17 protein-coding genes are annotated in these 15,526 nt (G+C 74.8%); 13 read left to right on the top strand and 4 right to left on the bottom strand.

Features of this window, described 5'->3' with window-relative positions; genetic code table 11:
- The first annotated feature begins 7 nt into the window (after nucleotides 1–7).
- The 11 genes from pstC (at nucleotide 8) to JUB12_RS07935 (ending at nucleotide 9,116) form a co-directional block, all read left to right on the top strand.
- Nucleotides 8–970 carry a phosphate ABC transporter permease subunit PstC gene (gene pstC / locus JUB12_RS07985; RefSeq protein WP_371822322.1) on the top strand — a complete coding sequence of 321 codons (963 nt, stop codon included), beginning with the start codon at nucleotides 8–10 and terminating at the stop codon, nucleotides 968–970.
- Nucleotides 970–1,884 carry a phosphate ABC transporter permease PstA gene (gene pstA / locus JUB12_RS07980; RefSeq protein ID WP_205699085.1) on the top strand — a complete coding sequence of 305 codons (915 nt, stop codon included), beginning with the start codon at nucleotides 970–972 and terminating at the stop codon, nucleotides 1,882–1,884. The genes pstC and pstA overlap by 1 nt, the downstream gene beginning before the upstream one ends.
- A gap of 38 nt (nucleotides 1,885–1,922) precedes the next feature.
- Nucleotides 1,923–2,825, top strand: coding sequence for a phosphate ABC transporter ATP-binding protein PstB (gene pstB / locus JUB12_RS07975; protein ID WP_205699084.1), 903 nt, complete (start codon nucleotides 1,923–1,925; stop codon nucleotides 2,823–2,825).
- A 10-nt stretch (nucleotides 2,826–2,835) separates the two neighbouring features.
- Nucleotides 2,836–3,540: a phosphate signaling complex protein PhoU gene (gene phoU / locus JUB12_RS07970; protein WP_205699083.1), complete on the top strand. Its 705-nt coding sequence runs from the start codon at nucleotides 2,836–2,838 to the stop codon at nucleotides 3,538–3,540.
- 140 nt (nucleotides 3,541–3,680) lie between these two features.
- Nucleotides 3,681–4,526, top strand: coding sequence for a response regulator transcription factor (locus JUB12_RS07965; RefSeq protein WP_205699082.1), 846 nt, complete (start codon nucleotides 3,681–3,683; stop codon nucleotides 4,524–4,526).
- A gap of 61 nt (nucleotides 4,527–4,587) precedes the next feature.
- Nucleotides 4,588–4,953: a hypothetical protein gene (locus tag JUB12_RS07960; RefSeq protein WP_205699081.1), complete on the top strand. Its 366-nt coding sequence runs from the start codon at nucleotides 4,588–4,590 to the stop codon at nucleotides 4,951–4,953.
- A 336-nt stretch (nucleotides 4,954–5,289) separates the two neighbouring features.
- Nucleotides 5,290–5,658: a hypothetical protein gene (locus JUB12_RS07955; protein ID WP_205699080.1), complete on the top strand. Its 369-nt coding sequence runs from the start codon at nucleotides 5,290–5,292 to the stop codon at nucleotides 5,656–5,658.
- Entirely contained in the window at nucleotides 5,655–6,074 is a 420-nt protein-coding gene (locus JUB12_RS07950) for a hypothetical protein (RefSeq protein ID WP_205699079.1), read from the top strand. Before JUB12_RS07955 ends, JUB12_RS07950 begins: the two co-directional genes overlap by 4 nt.
- The gene (locus JUB12_RS07945) at nucleotides 6,071–6,865 is read left to right on the top strand and encodes a hypothetical protein (protein WP_205699078.1); all 795 of its coding nucleotides are present in this window, start codon (nucleotides 6,071–6,073) and stop codon (nucleotides 6,863–6,865) included. Before JUB12_RS07950 ends, JUB12_RS07945 begins: the two co-directional genes overlap by 4 nt.
- Nucleotides 6,866–6,872: 7 nt before the next feature.
- Nucleotides 6,873–7,688: a peptidoglycan DD-metalloendopeptidase family protein gene (locus JUB12_RS07940; RefSeq protein WP_205699077.1), complete on the top strand. Its 816-nt coding sequence runs from the start codon at nucleotides 6,873–6,875 to the stop codon at nucleotides 7,686–7,688.
- A 63-nt stretch (nucleotides 7,689–7,751) separates the two neighbouring features.
- Nucleotides 7,752–9,116: a lytic transglycosylase domain-containing protein gene (locus tag JUB12_RS07935; RefSeq protein ID WP_205699076.1), complete on the top strand. Its 1,365-nt coding sequence runs from the start codon at nucleotides 7,752–7,754 to the stop codon at nucleotides 9,114–9,116.
- Between the two features lie 19 nt (nucleotides 9,117–9,135).
- On the opposite strand, the gene JUB12_RS07930 is transcribed toward JUB12_RS07935, so the two are convergent.
- Nucleotides 9,136–9,420 (bottom strand): hypothetical protein, encoded by a 285-nt coding sequence (locus tag JUB12_RS07930; protein ID WP_205699075.1) that lies wholly within the window; start codon nucleotides 9,418–9,420, stop codon nucleotides 9,136–9,138.
- Between the two features lie 90 nt (nucleotides 9,421–9,510).
- Nucleotides 9,511–10,296 (bottom strand): TetR/AcrR family transcriptional regulator, encoded by a 786-nt coding sequence (locus tag JUB12_RS07925; protein WP_205699074.1) that lies wholly within the window; start codon nucleotides 10,294–10,296, stop codon nucleotides 9,511–9,513.
- A 78-nt stretch (nucleotides 10,297–10,374) separates the two neighbouring features.
- Here JUB12_RS07925 and JUB12_RS07920 point away from each other — a divergent pair, with 78 nt between their 5' ends.
- Together JUB12_RS07920 and JUB12_RS07915 are read left to right on the top strand one after the other, a co-directional pair.
- Nucleotides 10,375–11,337: an ATP-binding cassette domain-containing protein gene (locus JUB12_RS07920; RefSeq protein ID WP_205699073.1), complete on the top strand. Its 963-nt coding sequence runs from the start codon at nucleotides 10,375–10,377 to the stop codon at nucleotides 11,335–11,337.
- Nucleotides 11,334–12,134 (top strand): ABC transporter permease, encoded by an 801-nt coding sequence (locus JUB12_RS07915; RefSeq protein ID WP_205699072.1) that lies wholly within the window; start codon nucleotides 11,334–11,336, stop codon nucleotides 12,132–12,134. The genes JUB12_RS07920 and JUB12_RS07915 overlap by 4 nt, the downstream gene beginning before the upstream one ends.
- Here JUB12_RS07915 and JUB12_RS21945 read toward each other — a convergent pair.
- Both JUB12_RS21945 and JUB12_RS07905 read right to left on the bottom strand, forming a co-directional pair.
- Nucleotides 12,124–13,152, bottom strand: coding sequence for a hypothetical protein (locus JUB12_RS21945; RefSeq protein ID WP_205699071.1), 1,029 nt, complete (start codon nucleotides 13,150–13,152; stop codon nucleotides 12,124–12,126). The two genes, JUB12_RS07915 and JUB12_RS21945, sit on opposite strands and share 11 nt — an antisense overlap.
- Nucleotides 13,153–13,224: 72 nt before the next feature.
- Entirely contained in the window at nucleotides 13,225–15,507 is a 2,283-nt protein-coding gene (locus JUB12_RS07905) for a molybdopterin-dependent oxidoreductase (protein WP_205699070.1), read from the bottom strand.
- Nucleotides 15,508–15,526 lie beyond the last annotated feature (19 nt).

The raw sequence follows: 15,526 nt of genomic DNA, 5'->3' as shown, positions 1-15,526 counted from the left end.
GAGCAACCTGGCGGAGCCGCTGGCGAACGCCGCCTCCTCGTCGGACGGGGTCCGGGCCGCACTGGCCCGGACCCCGACGGTCCGCTCGCGCTACGAGTCGGTGGTCAAGGGCCTGCTCTTCGCGGCCGCGGCCGTCTCAGTCCTCACGACCATCGCGATCGTCTACTCGCTGTTCCGCGAGACGGTCAACTTCTTCGACGAGGTCCCCATCGGGGACTACCTCTTCGGCGACAAGTGGACGCCGCTGCTCAACGGCGACCAGCAGTCCTTCGGGGTGCTGCCGCTCATCTGGGGCACGCTCTACCTGTCGCTCATCGGCCTGGCGGTCGCCGTCCCGCTCGGCCTGCTGTGCGCGATCTACCTGTCCGAGTACGCGTCGCCGCGCGTGCGCAAGACGATCAAGCCGGTCCTGGAGCTCCTGGCCGGCGTGCCGACGATCGTCTTCGGCTTCTTCGCGCTGACCTTCTTCACGCCCGAGGTCCTGCGGGGCCTCGTCGGCCTCGACATCGGGACCTTCAACGCGCTGGGCGCGGGCATCGTCCTGGGCTTCCTCGTCCTGCCGACGATCGCGTCGGTCGCCGAGGACGCCATGACCGCCGTGCCGCGGGCGCTGCGCGAGGGGGCCTTCGGGCTCGGTGCCAACAAGCGCCAGGTCGCCCTGCGCGTCGTCTTCCCGGCCGCCCTGTCGGGGATCGTCGCCGCCCTCGTCCTGGGGGCCTCGCGCGCCATCGGCGAGACGGTGATCATCCTCGTCGCCGGCGGCACCGTCGCCCGCCTGAGCGTCGACCCGACCGAGGGCTTCCAGTCCATGGCGGCCTACATCGCCTTCGTCTCGCGCGGCGAGGCGTCCACCGGGTCGATCGAGTACCTGACGCTGTTCGCGGTGGGCCTGACGCTGTTCGTCATGACCCTGGTGCTGAACATCGTCTCCATCCGCCTCGTCAACAAGTACCGGCAGGTGTACGACTGATGGCCACCGGAGCCCAGATCGCCCAGCGCGCCACGCAGCGCGCCCGCCTCGAGGAGGGCCACGCCCAGGGGCGCACGACCTCCGCGGTCTTCAACGGCCTCATGTACGGGGCGGTGGCGATCAGCGTCCTCGCGCTCGCCGTCCTCCTGTACGAGGTCATCAAGGACGGCGCCTCGGCCGTCGACCCGCAGTTCTTCCAGAACCAGCCGTCGAAGGTGCGGCCCGAGACCGCGGGCGCGCAGTCGGCGATCTACGGGACGCTGTGGCTCATGGCGATCACCGCGGCGATCGTCATCCCGCTGGGCGTCGCGACCGCGCTGTACCTCGAGGAGTACGCGGACCGCACCCGCTGGTGGAACCGCATGATCGAGGTCAACATCCAGAACCTCGCGGCGGTCCCCTCCGTGGTCTACGGCATCCTCGGCCTCGCGTTCTTCGTGCGCGCGCCGCTCGACCTGGGCAGCGTCCTGCTCGCCGGCGGCATGACGCTGGCGCTGCTGGTGCTCCCCGTGGTGATCATCGTCTCCCGCGAGGCGATCCGGGCGGTGCCGCCGTCGATCCGCGAGGGCTCGCTGGCGCTGGGGGCCACCCAGTGGCAGACGATCGCCCGGCAGGTCCTGCCGGCGTCGATCCCCGGCATCGCGACGGGCGTGATCCTCGCGCTCTCGCGCGCCATCGGCGAGACCGCGCCGCTGCTGCTGATCGGCGCGGCCGCGTCCCCCCGCTTCAACCCCGAGGGCCTGGACTCGGCGTTCACCGCGCTGCCGGTGCAGATCCTCACGTGGACCACGGACGCCGACCAGGAGAGCTTCCTGCCGCTCGCCGCGGCGGCGATCCTCGTCCTGATGGCCGTCCTGCTCGCGATGAACTCCGTCGCGATCTTCCTGCGCAACCGCTACGAGCAGAAGTGGTAGCTCCCGACCAGCCCGACCCCGAGCGAGGCACGAACGACATGTCGTCCACCCCTGAGTCCAGCGTCGAGCCGGTCGTCACGCCGCCGATCGCCGAGCCGGCGATCGGCCGCAGCGCCGTCTCGAGCGGCCTGCGCGCGCCGGCCGCCGAGACCGGTCCGCGCGAGTCCGTCTTCTCCATCCAGGACCTCGGCGTCGCCTACGGCGGCAAGACCGCCGTCGAGGGCGTCTCGATGGAGCTCTTCAAGAACGACATCACCGCCTACATCGGCCCGTCGGGCTGCGGCAAGTCGACGGTCCTGCGCTGCCTGAACCGGATGAACGACCTCATCCCGGGCGCGACGGTGAGCGGCAAGGTCCTCTACCACGACGTCGACCTGTACGCCAAGGACGTCGACGCGGTGAACGTGCGCAAGCGCATCGGGATGGTCTTCCAGAAGCCCAACCCGTTCCCGAAGTCGATCTACGACAACATCGCCTTCGGCCCCAAGGTCCTCGGCTTCGGCAAGTCCGAGATCGACGACGTCGTGGAGTCCTCGCTGCGCAAGGCGGCGCTGTGGGACGAGGTCAAGGACCGCCTCAAGACCAACGCGTTCGGCATGTCGGGCGGCCAGCAGCAGCGCCTGTGCATCGCCCGCGCGATCGCGACGAACCCCGACGTGATCCTCATGGACGAGCCGTGCTCGGCCCTGGACCCGATCTCGACGGGCAAGATCGAGGAGCTCATGCTCGAGCTCAAGGAGAGCTACTCGATCGTGATCGTCACCCACAACATGCAGCAGGCCGCGCGCGTCTCGGACCGCACCGCCTTCTTCATCGTGGACCTCAGCGCGGGCGAGTCCAACCGCATCGGCCGGCTCGTCGAGCTCAACCCGACCGAGAAGGTCTTCACCAACCCCGACGACCCTCGCACCGAGGAGTACGTCACGGGCAAGTTCGGCTGAGCCGGGCACCATGGCCGCGGTGTCCAACCGCCAGCACTTCGCGGAGGAGCTGGCGGCCGTGGAGGAGCAGGCGCTGGGCGGGATCGACATCGTCGTCGCGCAGGTCGACCGCGTCGTCGAGGCCCTCGAGCACCAGGACGTCGAGCTGGCGGCGCTGGTCGTCGCCAACGACGACCTCGTCGACGGCCGCTACCTCGAGGTCCACCAGCGGATCCTGTCGCTCTTCGCGCTGCAGGCGCCGGTGGCCGGGGACCTGCGGACGGTCGCGGCGCTCCTGCACGTCATCAAGCACGTCGAGCGCATGGGCGACCAGTGCGTGAACATCGCCAAGCTCCTGCCCATCACGGGCAACGAGCCGCCGGTGCAGGAGGACATGCTCTCGCGGCTGCTGCACATGGGCCGCGCGGCGCGGTCGGAGTCCTCGCAGGCGAAGATCGCCTTCGCCTCGCGCGACGTGGAGCTCGCCTACGACCTCGCCCGCCAGGACCGCGAGCTCAACCGGCTCAACCGCGAGGTCTTCCGCATGGCCGTGCAGTGCGGGACCGACGAGGACACGCGCGAGTGGGCGATGACCATGACGATGGTCGCCCGGGCGTTCGAGCGCATCGGGGACAACGCCGTGGACATCGGCGAGCAGGTCGCGTTCGTCGTCACGGGGCTGTTCCGGGAGTTCAGCGACTCGTCGCACCCCGGTCAACCCTGGCGCAACAGCTGAACGGCGAGCGTCTACGCGCCAACTTGTCCGGCGCTGAGGTCGGTCTTCGCGGGGGTTGTGCGCCGACTTGTGAAGGGGTGGTGACCAACAGGGTGTCGAAGCATGGACGGCGTCCGGCCGCGCCCTATCGTTCTCGGTAGATGACCGAGCGGACTTCCACCGGGCTCGCGGGCGGGACGCCCCGGATCGCGGTGATCGACACCGACACCGGCTTCCTCCAGGTCCTGGGCAAGCGCCTCGAGCGCCTGGGCTGGGAGCACCGGGTCGTGGGCGGGGCCATCCCCGTCGAGACCGTCGTGGCGATGCGCCTCAGCGCGCTCGTCGTCGACCTGTCCACGCTCGGGGCCCACGGCTGGGACTACCTCGAGCGCGTGTGCGACGAGCTGCCGGGCCTCGGCGTCGTCGTCTGCACGGGCCAGTCGACCGTCGCCCAGCGCGTCCGCGCGCTGCGTCTCGGCGCCGACGACTGGCTGTCCAAGCCGTGCCACCCGGAGGAGCTGATCGCCCGCGTCGAGGCGGTCGTCCGCCGCCGGCGCCGCACGGCCTCCCGCGAGACCTCCGGCCCGATCAAGGCCGGGATGCTCGAGATCCGGTCCGACCGCTTCCAGGCGTTCGTCGACGGGCGCTCCGTCGACCTCACCCGCCGCGAGTTCGAGCTCATCGAGCTGCTGGCGTCCGCCGAGGGCCGCGTCCTCGAGCGCGAGGAGATCTACCAGCGCGTCTGGGGCTACGCGATGGCCCGCGGCGACCGCTCCGTCGACGTCTTCGTGCGCAAGCTGCGCCAGAAGCTCGACAAGGCCTCGCCGGGCTGGCGCTACATCCACACGCACTTCGGCGTGGGCTACCGCTTCTCGGCCGAGCCCGCCGAGGCCGCCGAGGCGGCCGCGGCCGACACGGTCGCCGCCCGCGAGCAGGAGCCGGCGGCGTCGCCGGTGGACGCCGTGGAGGCGTCGCTCGCCGCCGAGCTCGAGACGCTGGCGCGCTAGACGCCCGCCGGGTGGTCGCTCCCCGCCGCGCGCCCGTGCGCGGCGGGTAGCCTGAGGGTCGATGACGACCGGCGTCCGCAACGTCCTCATCCTCGTGGCGCTCGCGGCGCTCGTCGCGTTCCTGCCGGGCGCGGGGGACACCGCCGACTTCATCGGCGCGCTGCTGTCCGTCGGCATCCTCGTCGCGCTCGTCTGGTTCCTCGTGCACCTGTACCGCGAGAACCGCTCGGACGTCTTCGGCCTGGGCGACCGGCACCGGGCGATGCTCTACGGCGCCCTCGGGGCGTTCGCCGTCGCGATGGCGGCGCGGGACAAGCTGCTGGACGAGGGCTCGAGCATCGGGATCGTCGTCTTCTTCGCGCTCATGGGCGGCGCGATCTACGCGCTCGTGCTGGTGTACCGGCAGTGGCGGGCGTACGGGATCTAGGGGCGACGCCGGTGACGCGGTCCGGCGCGGCTCGGGCGGTCGTGCGGGTTCGGGGCGGTGGTGAGGGTTCGGGGCGGTGGTGAGGGTTCGGGGCGGCCGTGAGGGTTCGGGGCGGTCGACGAACTGGCAGCCGCCGGTGAGCTTGAGGTTGACCGCCTCGCTCTCGTGACCCTGGAGTTGACCGCCGCAGAGGCGGTCAACTCCAGGGTCACGTACGGCGCGCCGCTCGCCGCGCCCGGCTCGTCGCTCCCCGCGCGTGTCGGTCGCACCAGGCGCTGCGCAGTCCTGCAACACCCGCGTGCTGACCCGTGACGGCCGCTCGCCGACCATGCGCGCGTGTCCCCGAGATCCCGCCGCCTCTGCGCCGGTGCGCCCCGCGACTGTGCCGGCCAGGCGACCGTCGAGCTGATCGCGCTGCTGCCGCTGCTCGTGCTCGTCGGGCTCCTCCTCTGGCAGGCGGTGGTGCTCGGCCACGCGCTGTGGTCGGCGGGCGCGGCGGCGAAGGCGGCGGCGCGTGCCGCGGCGATCGGCGCGGACGCGCGCGCGGCCGCCGAGGGCGTTCTCCCGCCGCGGCTCGACCACGGCCTGCGCGTCACGACCGACGACGGGGGCGAGGTCGCGGTGCGCGTGCGCCTGCCCGCGGTCGTCGGCGGCGCCAGGCTCGGCACCTACACCGCGCGCACGTGGATGGAGCCCCAGCGATGAGGCCCGCCCCTGCCCGGTCCTCGCGTCCATCCGGTGTCCGGGCGCAGCTCCACCGGAGCGAGCGCGGGCAGGCGAGCGTCGAGCTCGTCGCGGCCATCCCGCTCGTCGTCGCGGTCGCGCTGGCCGTCGCGCAGCTCCTCGCGGCGGGCGTCGCCCGCGAGCTCGCGGGCCAGGCCGCGCAGGCCGGGGCGATGGCGATCGTGCAGGGCGACGGCGATGCGCGGGCCGCGGTGCGCCGCGCCCTGCCCGACTGGTCGAAGGACCGCACGCGAGTACGCGTCGACGGCCACCACGTCGAGGTCGAGCTGCGTCCGGTCGCGCTCCTCCCCGGCCTCGCCGGCACGCTCACCGCCCGCCGCAGCGCCGACGCCGGGCCCTCGCCCGAGGCCGCCGTTGCCGGAGGGCCGCGCGGATGACCTTCGACCGCCTCGTCCGCCTCTTCCTCACCGCCCCGGCGACGGCACCGGCCCCGAGCCCCTACGCGCCCGAGGCGTCCCGGTTCGCGCCGCCCTCGGCCGGCGACGGCGTGCCGCCCGGGATGCCGCCCTTCGTCGCGGTCGTCGCTCGCGCCCAGGACGCTGCCGTCGCGGGCGCCGCCATCGCCCTCGCGCTGCCGGGCTCGGGCAGGGACGCCGCGGTCCTGGCGGTGTGGGCACCTGGTGACCGGGACGCGCCCGCCGACCAGGGCGGCGACCTGCCCGCTGCTCCGGACGACCGCGACCACCGCACGCCGCACGCCGAGGCTCCACCGCCCGCGCTGCTCGCCGCACCCGCGGCCCGGCGCGCGGCGAAGGCGCTCGAGGCGCGGGGGCTGCCAGCGGCGGCGCGCGGGCGGCTCGCCGTCCTCCCGCTGCCCGGCGACGTGGACGCCGCCGCCGACGCTGCGGGCCGCGCGGCAGGTCTCGGCCTGCCGCTCATCCTCGCCCTCGGCGGCCCGAACGACCCGGCCTTCGCGCCGCTCCTCGCCCACGCCGACAGGATCGTCGTCGCCACGCCGCCGGGCGCCTCCGACGCGCTGACCGCACTGGCCGTGGCGGACGCCGCGCGGGGCGGTCGGGGGACGGGCCACCTCGTCCTGCCGCCCGGCCCGGGTCGCACCGTCGTCACCTCGGGTCTCACCATCCCGCCGGCGCTGCGCCGCGCGGCCGACGCGGCGCTGCGCGGCCACGAGGGCGGCGCGACGAGGCACGACGGGCGCTCGCGATGATGCCCCCGTGCTCGCTCGCCCCGCCGTCGCCGCCCTCGCGATCACCGGCGCCCTCGGCGCTCCGGCCGCCGCCGCGCCCTCGACGACCGCCGCGACGCCCGCGCTGACCCTCGAGGCGCCGCGCGTCGCGCCGTCCACGGCCTTCTTCGGCGGGGAGCCCGTCGCGGTCTCCTTCGCCGTGACAGCGCCGGCGCCGCCGCTGCTGCACGTCGAGGTCACGAGCGACCGGACCGGCCGCATCGCACGCCGGATGGTCGTCGCCGACGTGCTGCCCGGCATGCGGCGCCGCGTGACGTGGGACGGCGTGACCGGGGACGGCCGGGCCGCCGCGGACGGGCGCTACCGCGTGCGCGTCGTGGTCCCGGGGACGACGGTGCGCCGCCGCCTGGGGATGTTCGTGCTGCGCGGCAGGACGTTCCCCATCCGCGGGCGGCACGCCGACCGGGGCGCGATCGGGCAGTTCGGAGCCGGGCGCAACGGCGGCCGGACCCACGAGGGCTTCGACGTCAACGCGCCGTGCGGCACGCCCCTGGTCGCCGCGCGCGCCGGCCGCGTCGTGCGCAGCCGCTTCGACCCGGTCCTCTACGGCCACGAGGTGGTCGTCCGCGGCCTGCTCGACGGCCGCACCTACCGCTACGCCCACCTGCGCGACCGCCCGCTGGTCCGTCGCGGCGAGCGTGTCCGCACCGGCCAGCGCATCGGCTCCGTCGGCGACACGGGCAACGCCCGCACGACCGGCTGCCACCTGCACTTCGAGCTGCGCGTCGGTGGCCGGCTCGTCGACCCCCGTCCGCACCTCCACGCCTGGGACCGCTGGAGCTGACCGCGTGTGCTCCCGTGACGTTCGCGTGCTGTTCCGTGACGCGTCTCCCGGGACGCTGCGCGGGTGCGAGCACGCGGGTGCAGCGAGGACGGGCAGGCGACGGTCGTCCTGGTCGGCCTGCTCGTCGCGGTGCTCCTCGGCGCGCTGCTGCTCGGCGGCCTCGGAGCGGCACTGGCGCAGCGCAGCGACCGCCAGCGGGCGATGGACCTCGCAGCGCTGGCCGGTGCCCGGGCGATGCGCGAGGCCTACCCGCGGCTGTTCGAGCCCCCGGAGGTCGGCGGCGCGGCGAACCCGCGGTGGCTGAGCCACCCGCGCTACCTCGAGCTGGGTCGCGCGGCGGCGCGGGCGACCGCGCGGCGCAACGGCGTCGCCGACGTGGAGGTCGACCTGCCGTCGGAGGACGGCCTGCCGCCGCTGCGCATCGACGTGCGCGACGCGCGCCCGATCGAGGTCGGCCGCTTCGACGTGCCGGTGACCGTGCGCGCGCAGGCCGAGCTCGTGCCCGACGCGGGCGCCGGGATGGCCCCGCTGCTGAGCGGCAACCCTGGCGAGTACCGGGGGCCGTTCGCGACCAGGCAGGGCAAGCCGATGCGGCCCGACGTCGCCCTGGCGTTCGACCGGATGGCCGCAGCGGCGCGCGCCGACGGCGTCACGCTGCTCATCACGAGCGCGTTTCGCAGCGACGCCGAGCAGGCCGTCCTCTGGGCCCGCCACCCGGACCCGAAGTGGGTCGCACGGCCCGGCACGTCGCTGCACCGCCTCGGGACGGAGCTCGACCTCGGCCCGCGCGCGGCGTACGGGTGGCTCGCGGCGAACGCCAAGCGCTTCGGCTTCCTCCAGCGCTACGGCTGGGAGCCCTGGCACTTCGGCTTCGTCAGGAACCCCGGATCGGTGTCCGTCGGCGCGGTGCCCGAGGTGCGCGCCGCGGAGCGCGGCGGCGACGACGGCGCCGGCGGCGGAGGGGAGGGCGGGGGCCCGGGCTCGGGCCTGCCGTCGTGGGTGCCGGCGCGCTTTCGCGCGACCATCGCCAGGGCGGCGATGCGGTGGTCGATCTCGGCGGCGCTGCTGGCGGCACAGCTGCGCCAGGAGTCCGGCTTCGACCCGGACGCGCGCTCCGGCGCCGGGGCGATGGGCATCGCGCAGTTCATGCCAGGGACGGCACGGTCGCTGGGCCTGCGCGACCCGTTCGACCCCGAGCAGGCGATCGACGCGCAGGCGCACCTGATGCGCGACCTGCTGCGCCAGTTCGGCTCGGTGCCCCTGGCCCTGGCGGCCTACAACGCGGGGCCCGGGGCGGTCCAGCGGTTCGGCGGCATCCCGCCGTTCCGCGAGACGCAGGACTACGTGGTGCGGATCCTCGGGCTCCTGCACGGCGCCGGCGACCTGCTGGTGCCGGCCGCCGGGCTGGAGGTGCGCCTCGTGGCGTGAGCCGCGGGCGCGGACGTCGCTACGCGCAGGCGACGCAGGCCGGCGGCGCCTCGCGAGCGAGGGCGTCGGCCGCGCGCCGCGCCGCCTGCGAGAGCGGCTTGCGGGAGGGCTTGGTCGTGTTGGCGGCGAGGGCCCGCCGGGCCGCGACCGCGGCGGTCAGCCGTCCGCCGGGGGCGTCGGTCGGCCGGGTGAAGCGGCCCGTGCGGGCGCTGGAGGCCAGCCGCTGCTCGCGGCTGCGCCGGGCGCTCTGACGGAGGGTGGTGCTGAGAAGGCCTTCTGCTGCGCGCTGCTGGATGGTGCTCATCGTCTGTCCGTTCCGGAGTGGGGCTCCACTTGTACGGGACCCACTGTAGCGCCCAACCGGAGCACCCCTCCGAATGTGGGGGCCGAGCGGCTAGTCGGCTGCCGTCCCGGCACGCGCCTCGTGCGCCGCGATGCGCGCGGCGAGGCCGTCGAGCAGGCACGCGAGGCCGAACTCGAACTCGTCGACGACCTCCTCCATCGCACCGGACTCCCAGGCCCGGGTGATCGTGGGGTGGTCCTCCGGGACGAAGTACGTCTCCCAGAACGTCATCCGCGCGCCCCACCACGCCTCGTCGTCCTGGCCGGTGGCCTGCGTCGCGGCGACCTCGCCGAGCTCGTAGCGCGACCAGCCGCCGACGAAGGAGCCGACGAGCTGCGTGATGACGATCCACTCCTTCGCGGGCAGGCCGGTGCCCGCCGCCGCGTCCATGAGCGACTCGACGCTGCGCATGAGGTTCGGGCCGAGCGGCGGGCGGGACATCGTCACGTTGAGCGTCCACGGATGGCGGCGGTGGTGCTCGCGCGCCGCGCGGGCGCAGAACGCGAGCCGGTCGCGCCAGCCGACGACCTCCGGCCCGGGGTTCGGCGCCTCGCCGATGACGTGGTCGAGCATGAGCTCGAGCAGCTCCGCCTTGCCCGGCACGTGGCGGTAGAGCGACATCGTCCCCGCGCCGAGCTCCTCGGCGATGCGGCGCATCGAGACCGCCTCGAGGCCGTCGGCGTCGGCGATCGCCACCGCGGCCTCGACGATCCGGTCGACCGACAGGGCCGGCTTCGGCCCCCGCGACGGACGCCCGTCGCCGGCCCGGTGGTGGCGCCACAGGAGCTCGAGGCTGCGCTGCGGATCCCCGCGTCCGACGTCCGTCTCGCCCGCCATGTTGCGCAGATCCTACGACGTGCGTACAGTGCACGCAGAACGTTTGGCGTACGGCGTACTCAAAGGAGGAGGGACACGATGGCGACGGCGGTGCTGGCGCAGGGCGTGGGCAAGCGGTTCGGTGAGACGCAGGCGCTCGAGGGCTTCGACCTCGAGGTGCCGGAGGGCGCCGTGTGCGGGCTGCTCGGCCCGAACGGCGCGGGCAAGACGACGGCCGTGCGGATCCTCGCGACGCTCCTGCGCGCCGACGCCGGCCGCGCCGAGGTGGCGGGCTTCGACGTGGCGCGACGCCCGCGCGACGTCCGCCGCCGCATCGGCCTCACCAGCCAGCACGACGCGGTCGACGAGGAGCTCACCGGCCGGCAGAACCTGGAGCTCTTCGGCCGGCTGCACCGCCTGTCCTCGCGCGAGGCCCGCACGCGCGCGGGCGAGCTGCTCGAGCAGTTCGGCCTGGCCGAGGCCGCCGACCGCGCGGCCAAGGGCTACAGCGGCGGCATGCGCCGCCGGCTCGACCTCGCCGCGAGCTTCCTGATGGCCCCGCGCGTGCTCTTCCTCGACGAGCCCACGACCGGCCAGGACCCGCGCAACCGCCAGGAGGTGTGGGAGGTCGTCCGCGGCCTCGTGGCCGGCGGCACGACGGTGCTGCTGACCACGCACTACCTCGACGAGGCCGACCAGCTGGCCGACCAGATCTCGGTCATCGACCGGGGCCGCGTCATCGCCGACGGCACGCCCGCCGCCCTGAAGAGCCGGCTCGGCGGCGACCAGCTCGACGTCGTCGTCCGCGACGGCGCGCAGCTCGCCGCGGCCGCCGCGCTGGTCGCGCGGGCCGCTCCGCCCGGCACGACGCCCGCGGTGGACCCCAGCCACCGCCGGATCACCGCGCCGGTGCACCAGCGCGTCGCGTCGCTCACCGCCGTGCTGCGCGCGCTGGAGGAGGCGGGCATCGAGGCCGAGGACGTCGCCGTGCGGCGCCCGACCCTCGACGAGGTCTTCCTGCGGCTGACCGGCCGGCGCGAGCACGAGGAGGTCGCGGCATGACCGTCGCGCTGCGCTGGGCCGCCCTGGACTCGTGGAACATCGCGCGCCGGGACGTCCTGCGCTGGGTCGCCAACCCGACGCGCGTCCTCGCCGAGCTCGGGTTCTCCGCCTGCTTCGTCCTGCTCTTCGGCTACGTCTTCGGCAGCGGCATGACCGTCCCGGGCGGCGGCGACTACCTCGAGTTCCTCATGCCGGGGCTCTTCGCGCAGTTCACGGCGTTCGGCGTCGGCGCGACGATGCAGGAGATCGCCTCGGACGCCGAGCGCGGCATCACCGACCGCTTCCGCTCGCTGCCCATCTCGCCGGTCGCCGTCGTCGCCGGGCGCGCGATGGCCGACATGCTGAACTCGATCGCGGGCCTGGCCATCACGATCGGCGTCGGGCTGGCCGTCGGCTGGTCCTGGCACGGCGGGACCGCGGACGCGCTGGCCGCGCTCGGCCTGCTGCTGCTCCTGCGCTTCGCGTTCCTGTGGATCGGGATCCTCCTCGGGCTCATCGCCCCGAGCGCCGACGCGGTCAACGCCCTGTGGATGCTGCTGTTCCCGATCACGATGCTGACGAGCGCGTTCGTCGCGCCCGAGCTCATGCCGGGCTGGCTCGGGTTCCTGGCCGAGTGGAACCCGCTGAGCTCGACGATCACCGCGACGCGCGAGCTGTTCGACAACCCCGGGGTGCCCGCCGAGGGCGGCTCCTGGGTGGTCGACCACGCGCTGGCGCTCGCCGTCGTCTGGCCGGTCGTCCTCGTCGCGGTGTTCCTGCCGCTGGCGGTCTGGCGCTTCCAGCGGCTCAGCCGCTGACCCGGCGGCGCGCCGGGGCCCGTGCGGCCCTGGCGCGCTTGCCCGCCGCCGCCGCGTAGTCCTTCAGCGCCGGCTCCGCGCCCACCCGCCGCGCGGTGAGCAGCGTCTTGGCCAGGAACGCCGCGGAGTCGAGCGTCGAGAGCGCGCCGAGGGGCCGGTCCACCGAGGGCATCGTCGTGCTCCGGCACACGCCCCTGCTGACGCGCGAGGGGTCGGCCGGGCCGTCGTGGTCGAGCGCGTCGATCGCCAGCGAGTAGGCGACGTGGTCGAGGACGCCGAGGAGCAGGTGCTCGTTGAGGTCGAGCGGGCAGAGCTCCTGGATCGCGACGTTCGTGATGCGACCCTCGCCCGTGCGCAGCGCCGAGGACCCGGTCCGCGCGTCGGCGTTGGGGACGACGACCTCGTCGGTGTGCGAGTAGACGACGGTGTAGTCGATCCCGGCCCACGTCTCCGCCTCGCTGTTGAGCGCGCGCATGAAGCGCGAGTCGTCGCGCTGCTGCCAGATCGACGGCGCGCAGCCGCCCGGCAGGCCGCAGAGCGGGCGGGCGACGACGGTGCCGTGGTTCGACGGCGCGAGGCCGATGACGTCGTCGACGAGCGCGCGGGTGTCGGGGAAGAAGCGCAGCGCCCAGCGGGTGACCATCCCGCCCTGGGAGTGGCCGACGACGTCGACCTTGCGCCCTGAGAGCGCGTGGATGCGGTGCAGCTGGCGCACGACGTACTCGCCGGAGACCTGGATGTCGGCCATCCCGGAGGCCGGCGGGTCGTACGTGCAGTAGGGACGGCCGGCCGCCCGCAGCGCGGGCTCCCAGCTGAACGAGAAGTCCTGGCGCGTGTCGACCGTCGTCCCGGGGATGAGCAGGACCGGGTCGCGCGTCGCGCCGTGCACGTCGTCGGTGCAGCGCAGCAGCCGCTGGGCCTGCTCGGCCGTGACCGACGGCTCGGTCGCGGCCTGCGCCGCCGCCGCGCCGGTCAACCCCGTGGCGACCGCCGCCAGCGCCGCGGCCCGTCGCACCATGCGTCCTGCGCCCATCCTCGAGGCCTCCCGTGACCCGCTGTCTGACAGGGCGTCAGCCTAGCCGCATCACGCCTACGCGGACGCCGGTGCAGTCACCGGCGCCACGGGCGCCTGCACCGCCGGGCGCACCTCGACGGGGATGCCGTTGAGCACCGCCGTCCCCGTCAGGGGCTCCAGGTCGAGCTCGTCGGTCAGGACGTTCGAGCTCACGCCGGGCCGCTCGGCGGCGACCCGCATGCGCGAGCCCGGCGCGTCGTGGCCCCAGCCGTGCGGGAGCGAGACGACGCCCTGGCGGATCTCGTCGGTCACCTCGACCGGGACCTCGACCTCGCCCACACGGGAGCGCACGCAGGCCCGCGCGCCGTCGAGCAGTCCCAGCCGCGCAGCGTCGTCGGGGTGGACGAGCAGCGTGCAGCGCTCGGGCCCCCGGGCGAGCAGCGGCAGGTTGTGCATCCAGGAGTTGTTGGACCGCAGGTGGCGGCGGCCGATGAGCACGAGCGCGCCGTCGTCCACCACCGCGTCGAGCAGCTCGTGCAGCGCCGCCCCGGCCGCGAGCAGCGGCTCCGGCGCCAGGTCGATCCGGCCGTCGGGCGTGCGCAGCGCCTCGGGCAGCCGCGAGCGCAGCGGCCCGAGGTCGACACCGTGGGGCGTCGCCTCGAGCGCGGCGAGCGACAGCTCGCCCGGCCCGGGCGCCCAGAGCTCCGGGAAGCCCGCGCCCTCGGGACCGCAGCGCAGCAGGAGGTCGAGCAGCCGCTCGGGCCCGACCCGCGGGGCCAGCGCCTCGAGCACCGCCTCGGCGTCCAGGCCGTGCGCCGGCGACCACGCGTCGCCGACCTCGCGCTGGACGGCCTGCAGCGCCACGAAGCGGTCGAGCGCGGCGACGTCGGCGTCGGGTCCCTGGCCCGCGACGATGCCCGTCAGCCGCAGCAGGATCTCCCACTCGTCGGGCGTGCCCTCCGGCAGCGCGACCACCGGCGCCGAGAAGTTCGCCACGTCGCGCACGGAGAAGCCGTAGAGGGCGATGTCGTAGTGCGGGCGCTCGAGCGGCGACGGGGCGGGGAGGACGACGTGGGCGTGGCGGGTCGTCTCGTTGCGGTAGAGGTCGACGCTCACCATCGCGTCGAGCGTCGCGAGCGCCGCGTCGAGCCGCCCGGTGTTCGGGGTCGAGACCACGGGGTTGCCGGCGACGGTGATGAGCCCGCGGACCTGCCCCTCGCCGGGCGTCTGCACCTCGTCGGCGAGCGTGGCCACCGGCAGCTCGCCGAGGACCTCCGGCAGCCCCCGCACACGCGACGCCCACCGGCCCACCCGCGTGCCGCGGCCGCGCCCCGGCTCCCCGCGCGTCGTCGACGAGCCGGCGGCCGGCCGCGGGAACATCGCGCCGCCCGGGTGGTCCAGCGCGCCCGTCAGGACGTTCACGACGTCGACGAGCCACGAGGCGACCGCGCCGTGGCGCTGCGTCGTCGTCCCGATCCGCCCGTAGACGACCGCCGCCGGGGCCGCCGCGGCCAGCCCGCCCGCCAGCGCCCGGATCGCACGGGCCTCGACGCCCACCGCGTCCGCGACCGCCTCGGGCGTGAACGGCTCGAGGAACTCGAGCAGCTCCGCCTCGCGGGCGAGCAGCGGGCGCAGCCGCTCGGCGAGCCGCGGGTGCTCGGCGGCCAGCGTCCGCGCGACCGCTGCGAGCAGCAGCGCGTCCGTCGCCGGCCGGATGGCCAGGTGGACGTCGGCCTCCTGTGCCGTGCGGGTCCGTCGCGGGTCGACGACCACCACCTGACCGCCGCGGGCGCGGATCGCCCGCAGGCGCCCGCGCACGTCGGGCGCCGTCATGAGCGACCCGTTGGACGCCAGCGGGTTCGCGCCCAGCATGACCAGGTAGCGCGTGCGGTCGAGGTCCGGCACCGGCACCGCCGCCGCGCTGCCGAACATGAGGCCGGAGGCGACCTGCTTGGGGTACTGGTCGACCGTCGAGGCGCTGAAGACGTTCTTCGACCCCAGCGCCTTGAGCAGGACGCGGCCGTAGAGGATCGCGCTGAGCCCGTGGGCCGACGGGTTGCCGAGGTACACCGCGACCGCGTCGCGTCCGCCGGCGTCGAGCACTCCCCGTAGCAGCCGGTCAGCCTCGGCGAACGCCGCGTCCCACGTCGTCTCCTCACCGTGCACGAGCGGCGCGCGCAGCCGGTCGGGGTCGTGGTGCAGCTCGCCGAGCGACACGCCCTTGGGACAGAGGAACCCGTGCGAGAAGACGTCGTCCGCGTCGCCGCGGACCTTCTCCACACGGCCGTCCTCGGAGACGTCGATGGCCAGCCCGCAGGTCGCCTCGCACAGCGGGCACGTCCGGTACGCGGTCGGCATGGGCCGACGCTACCGGGCT

The sequence above is a fragment of the Conexibacter sp. SYSU D00693 genome (assembly GCF_017084525.1).
Classification (GTDB): domain Bacteria; phylum Actinomycetota; class Thermoleophilia; order Solirubrobacterales; family Solirubrobacteraceae; genus Baekduia.
Note: the sequence above shows the minus strand (reverse complement) of the source record. Positions and strands in the feature narration are given on the sequence as shown.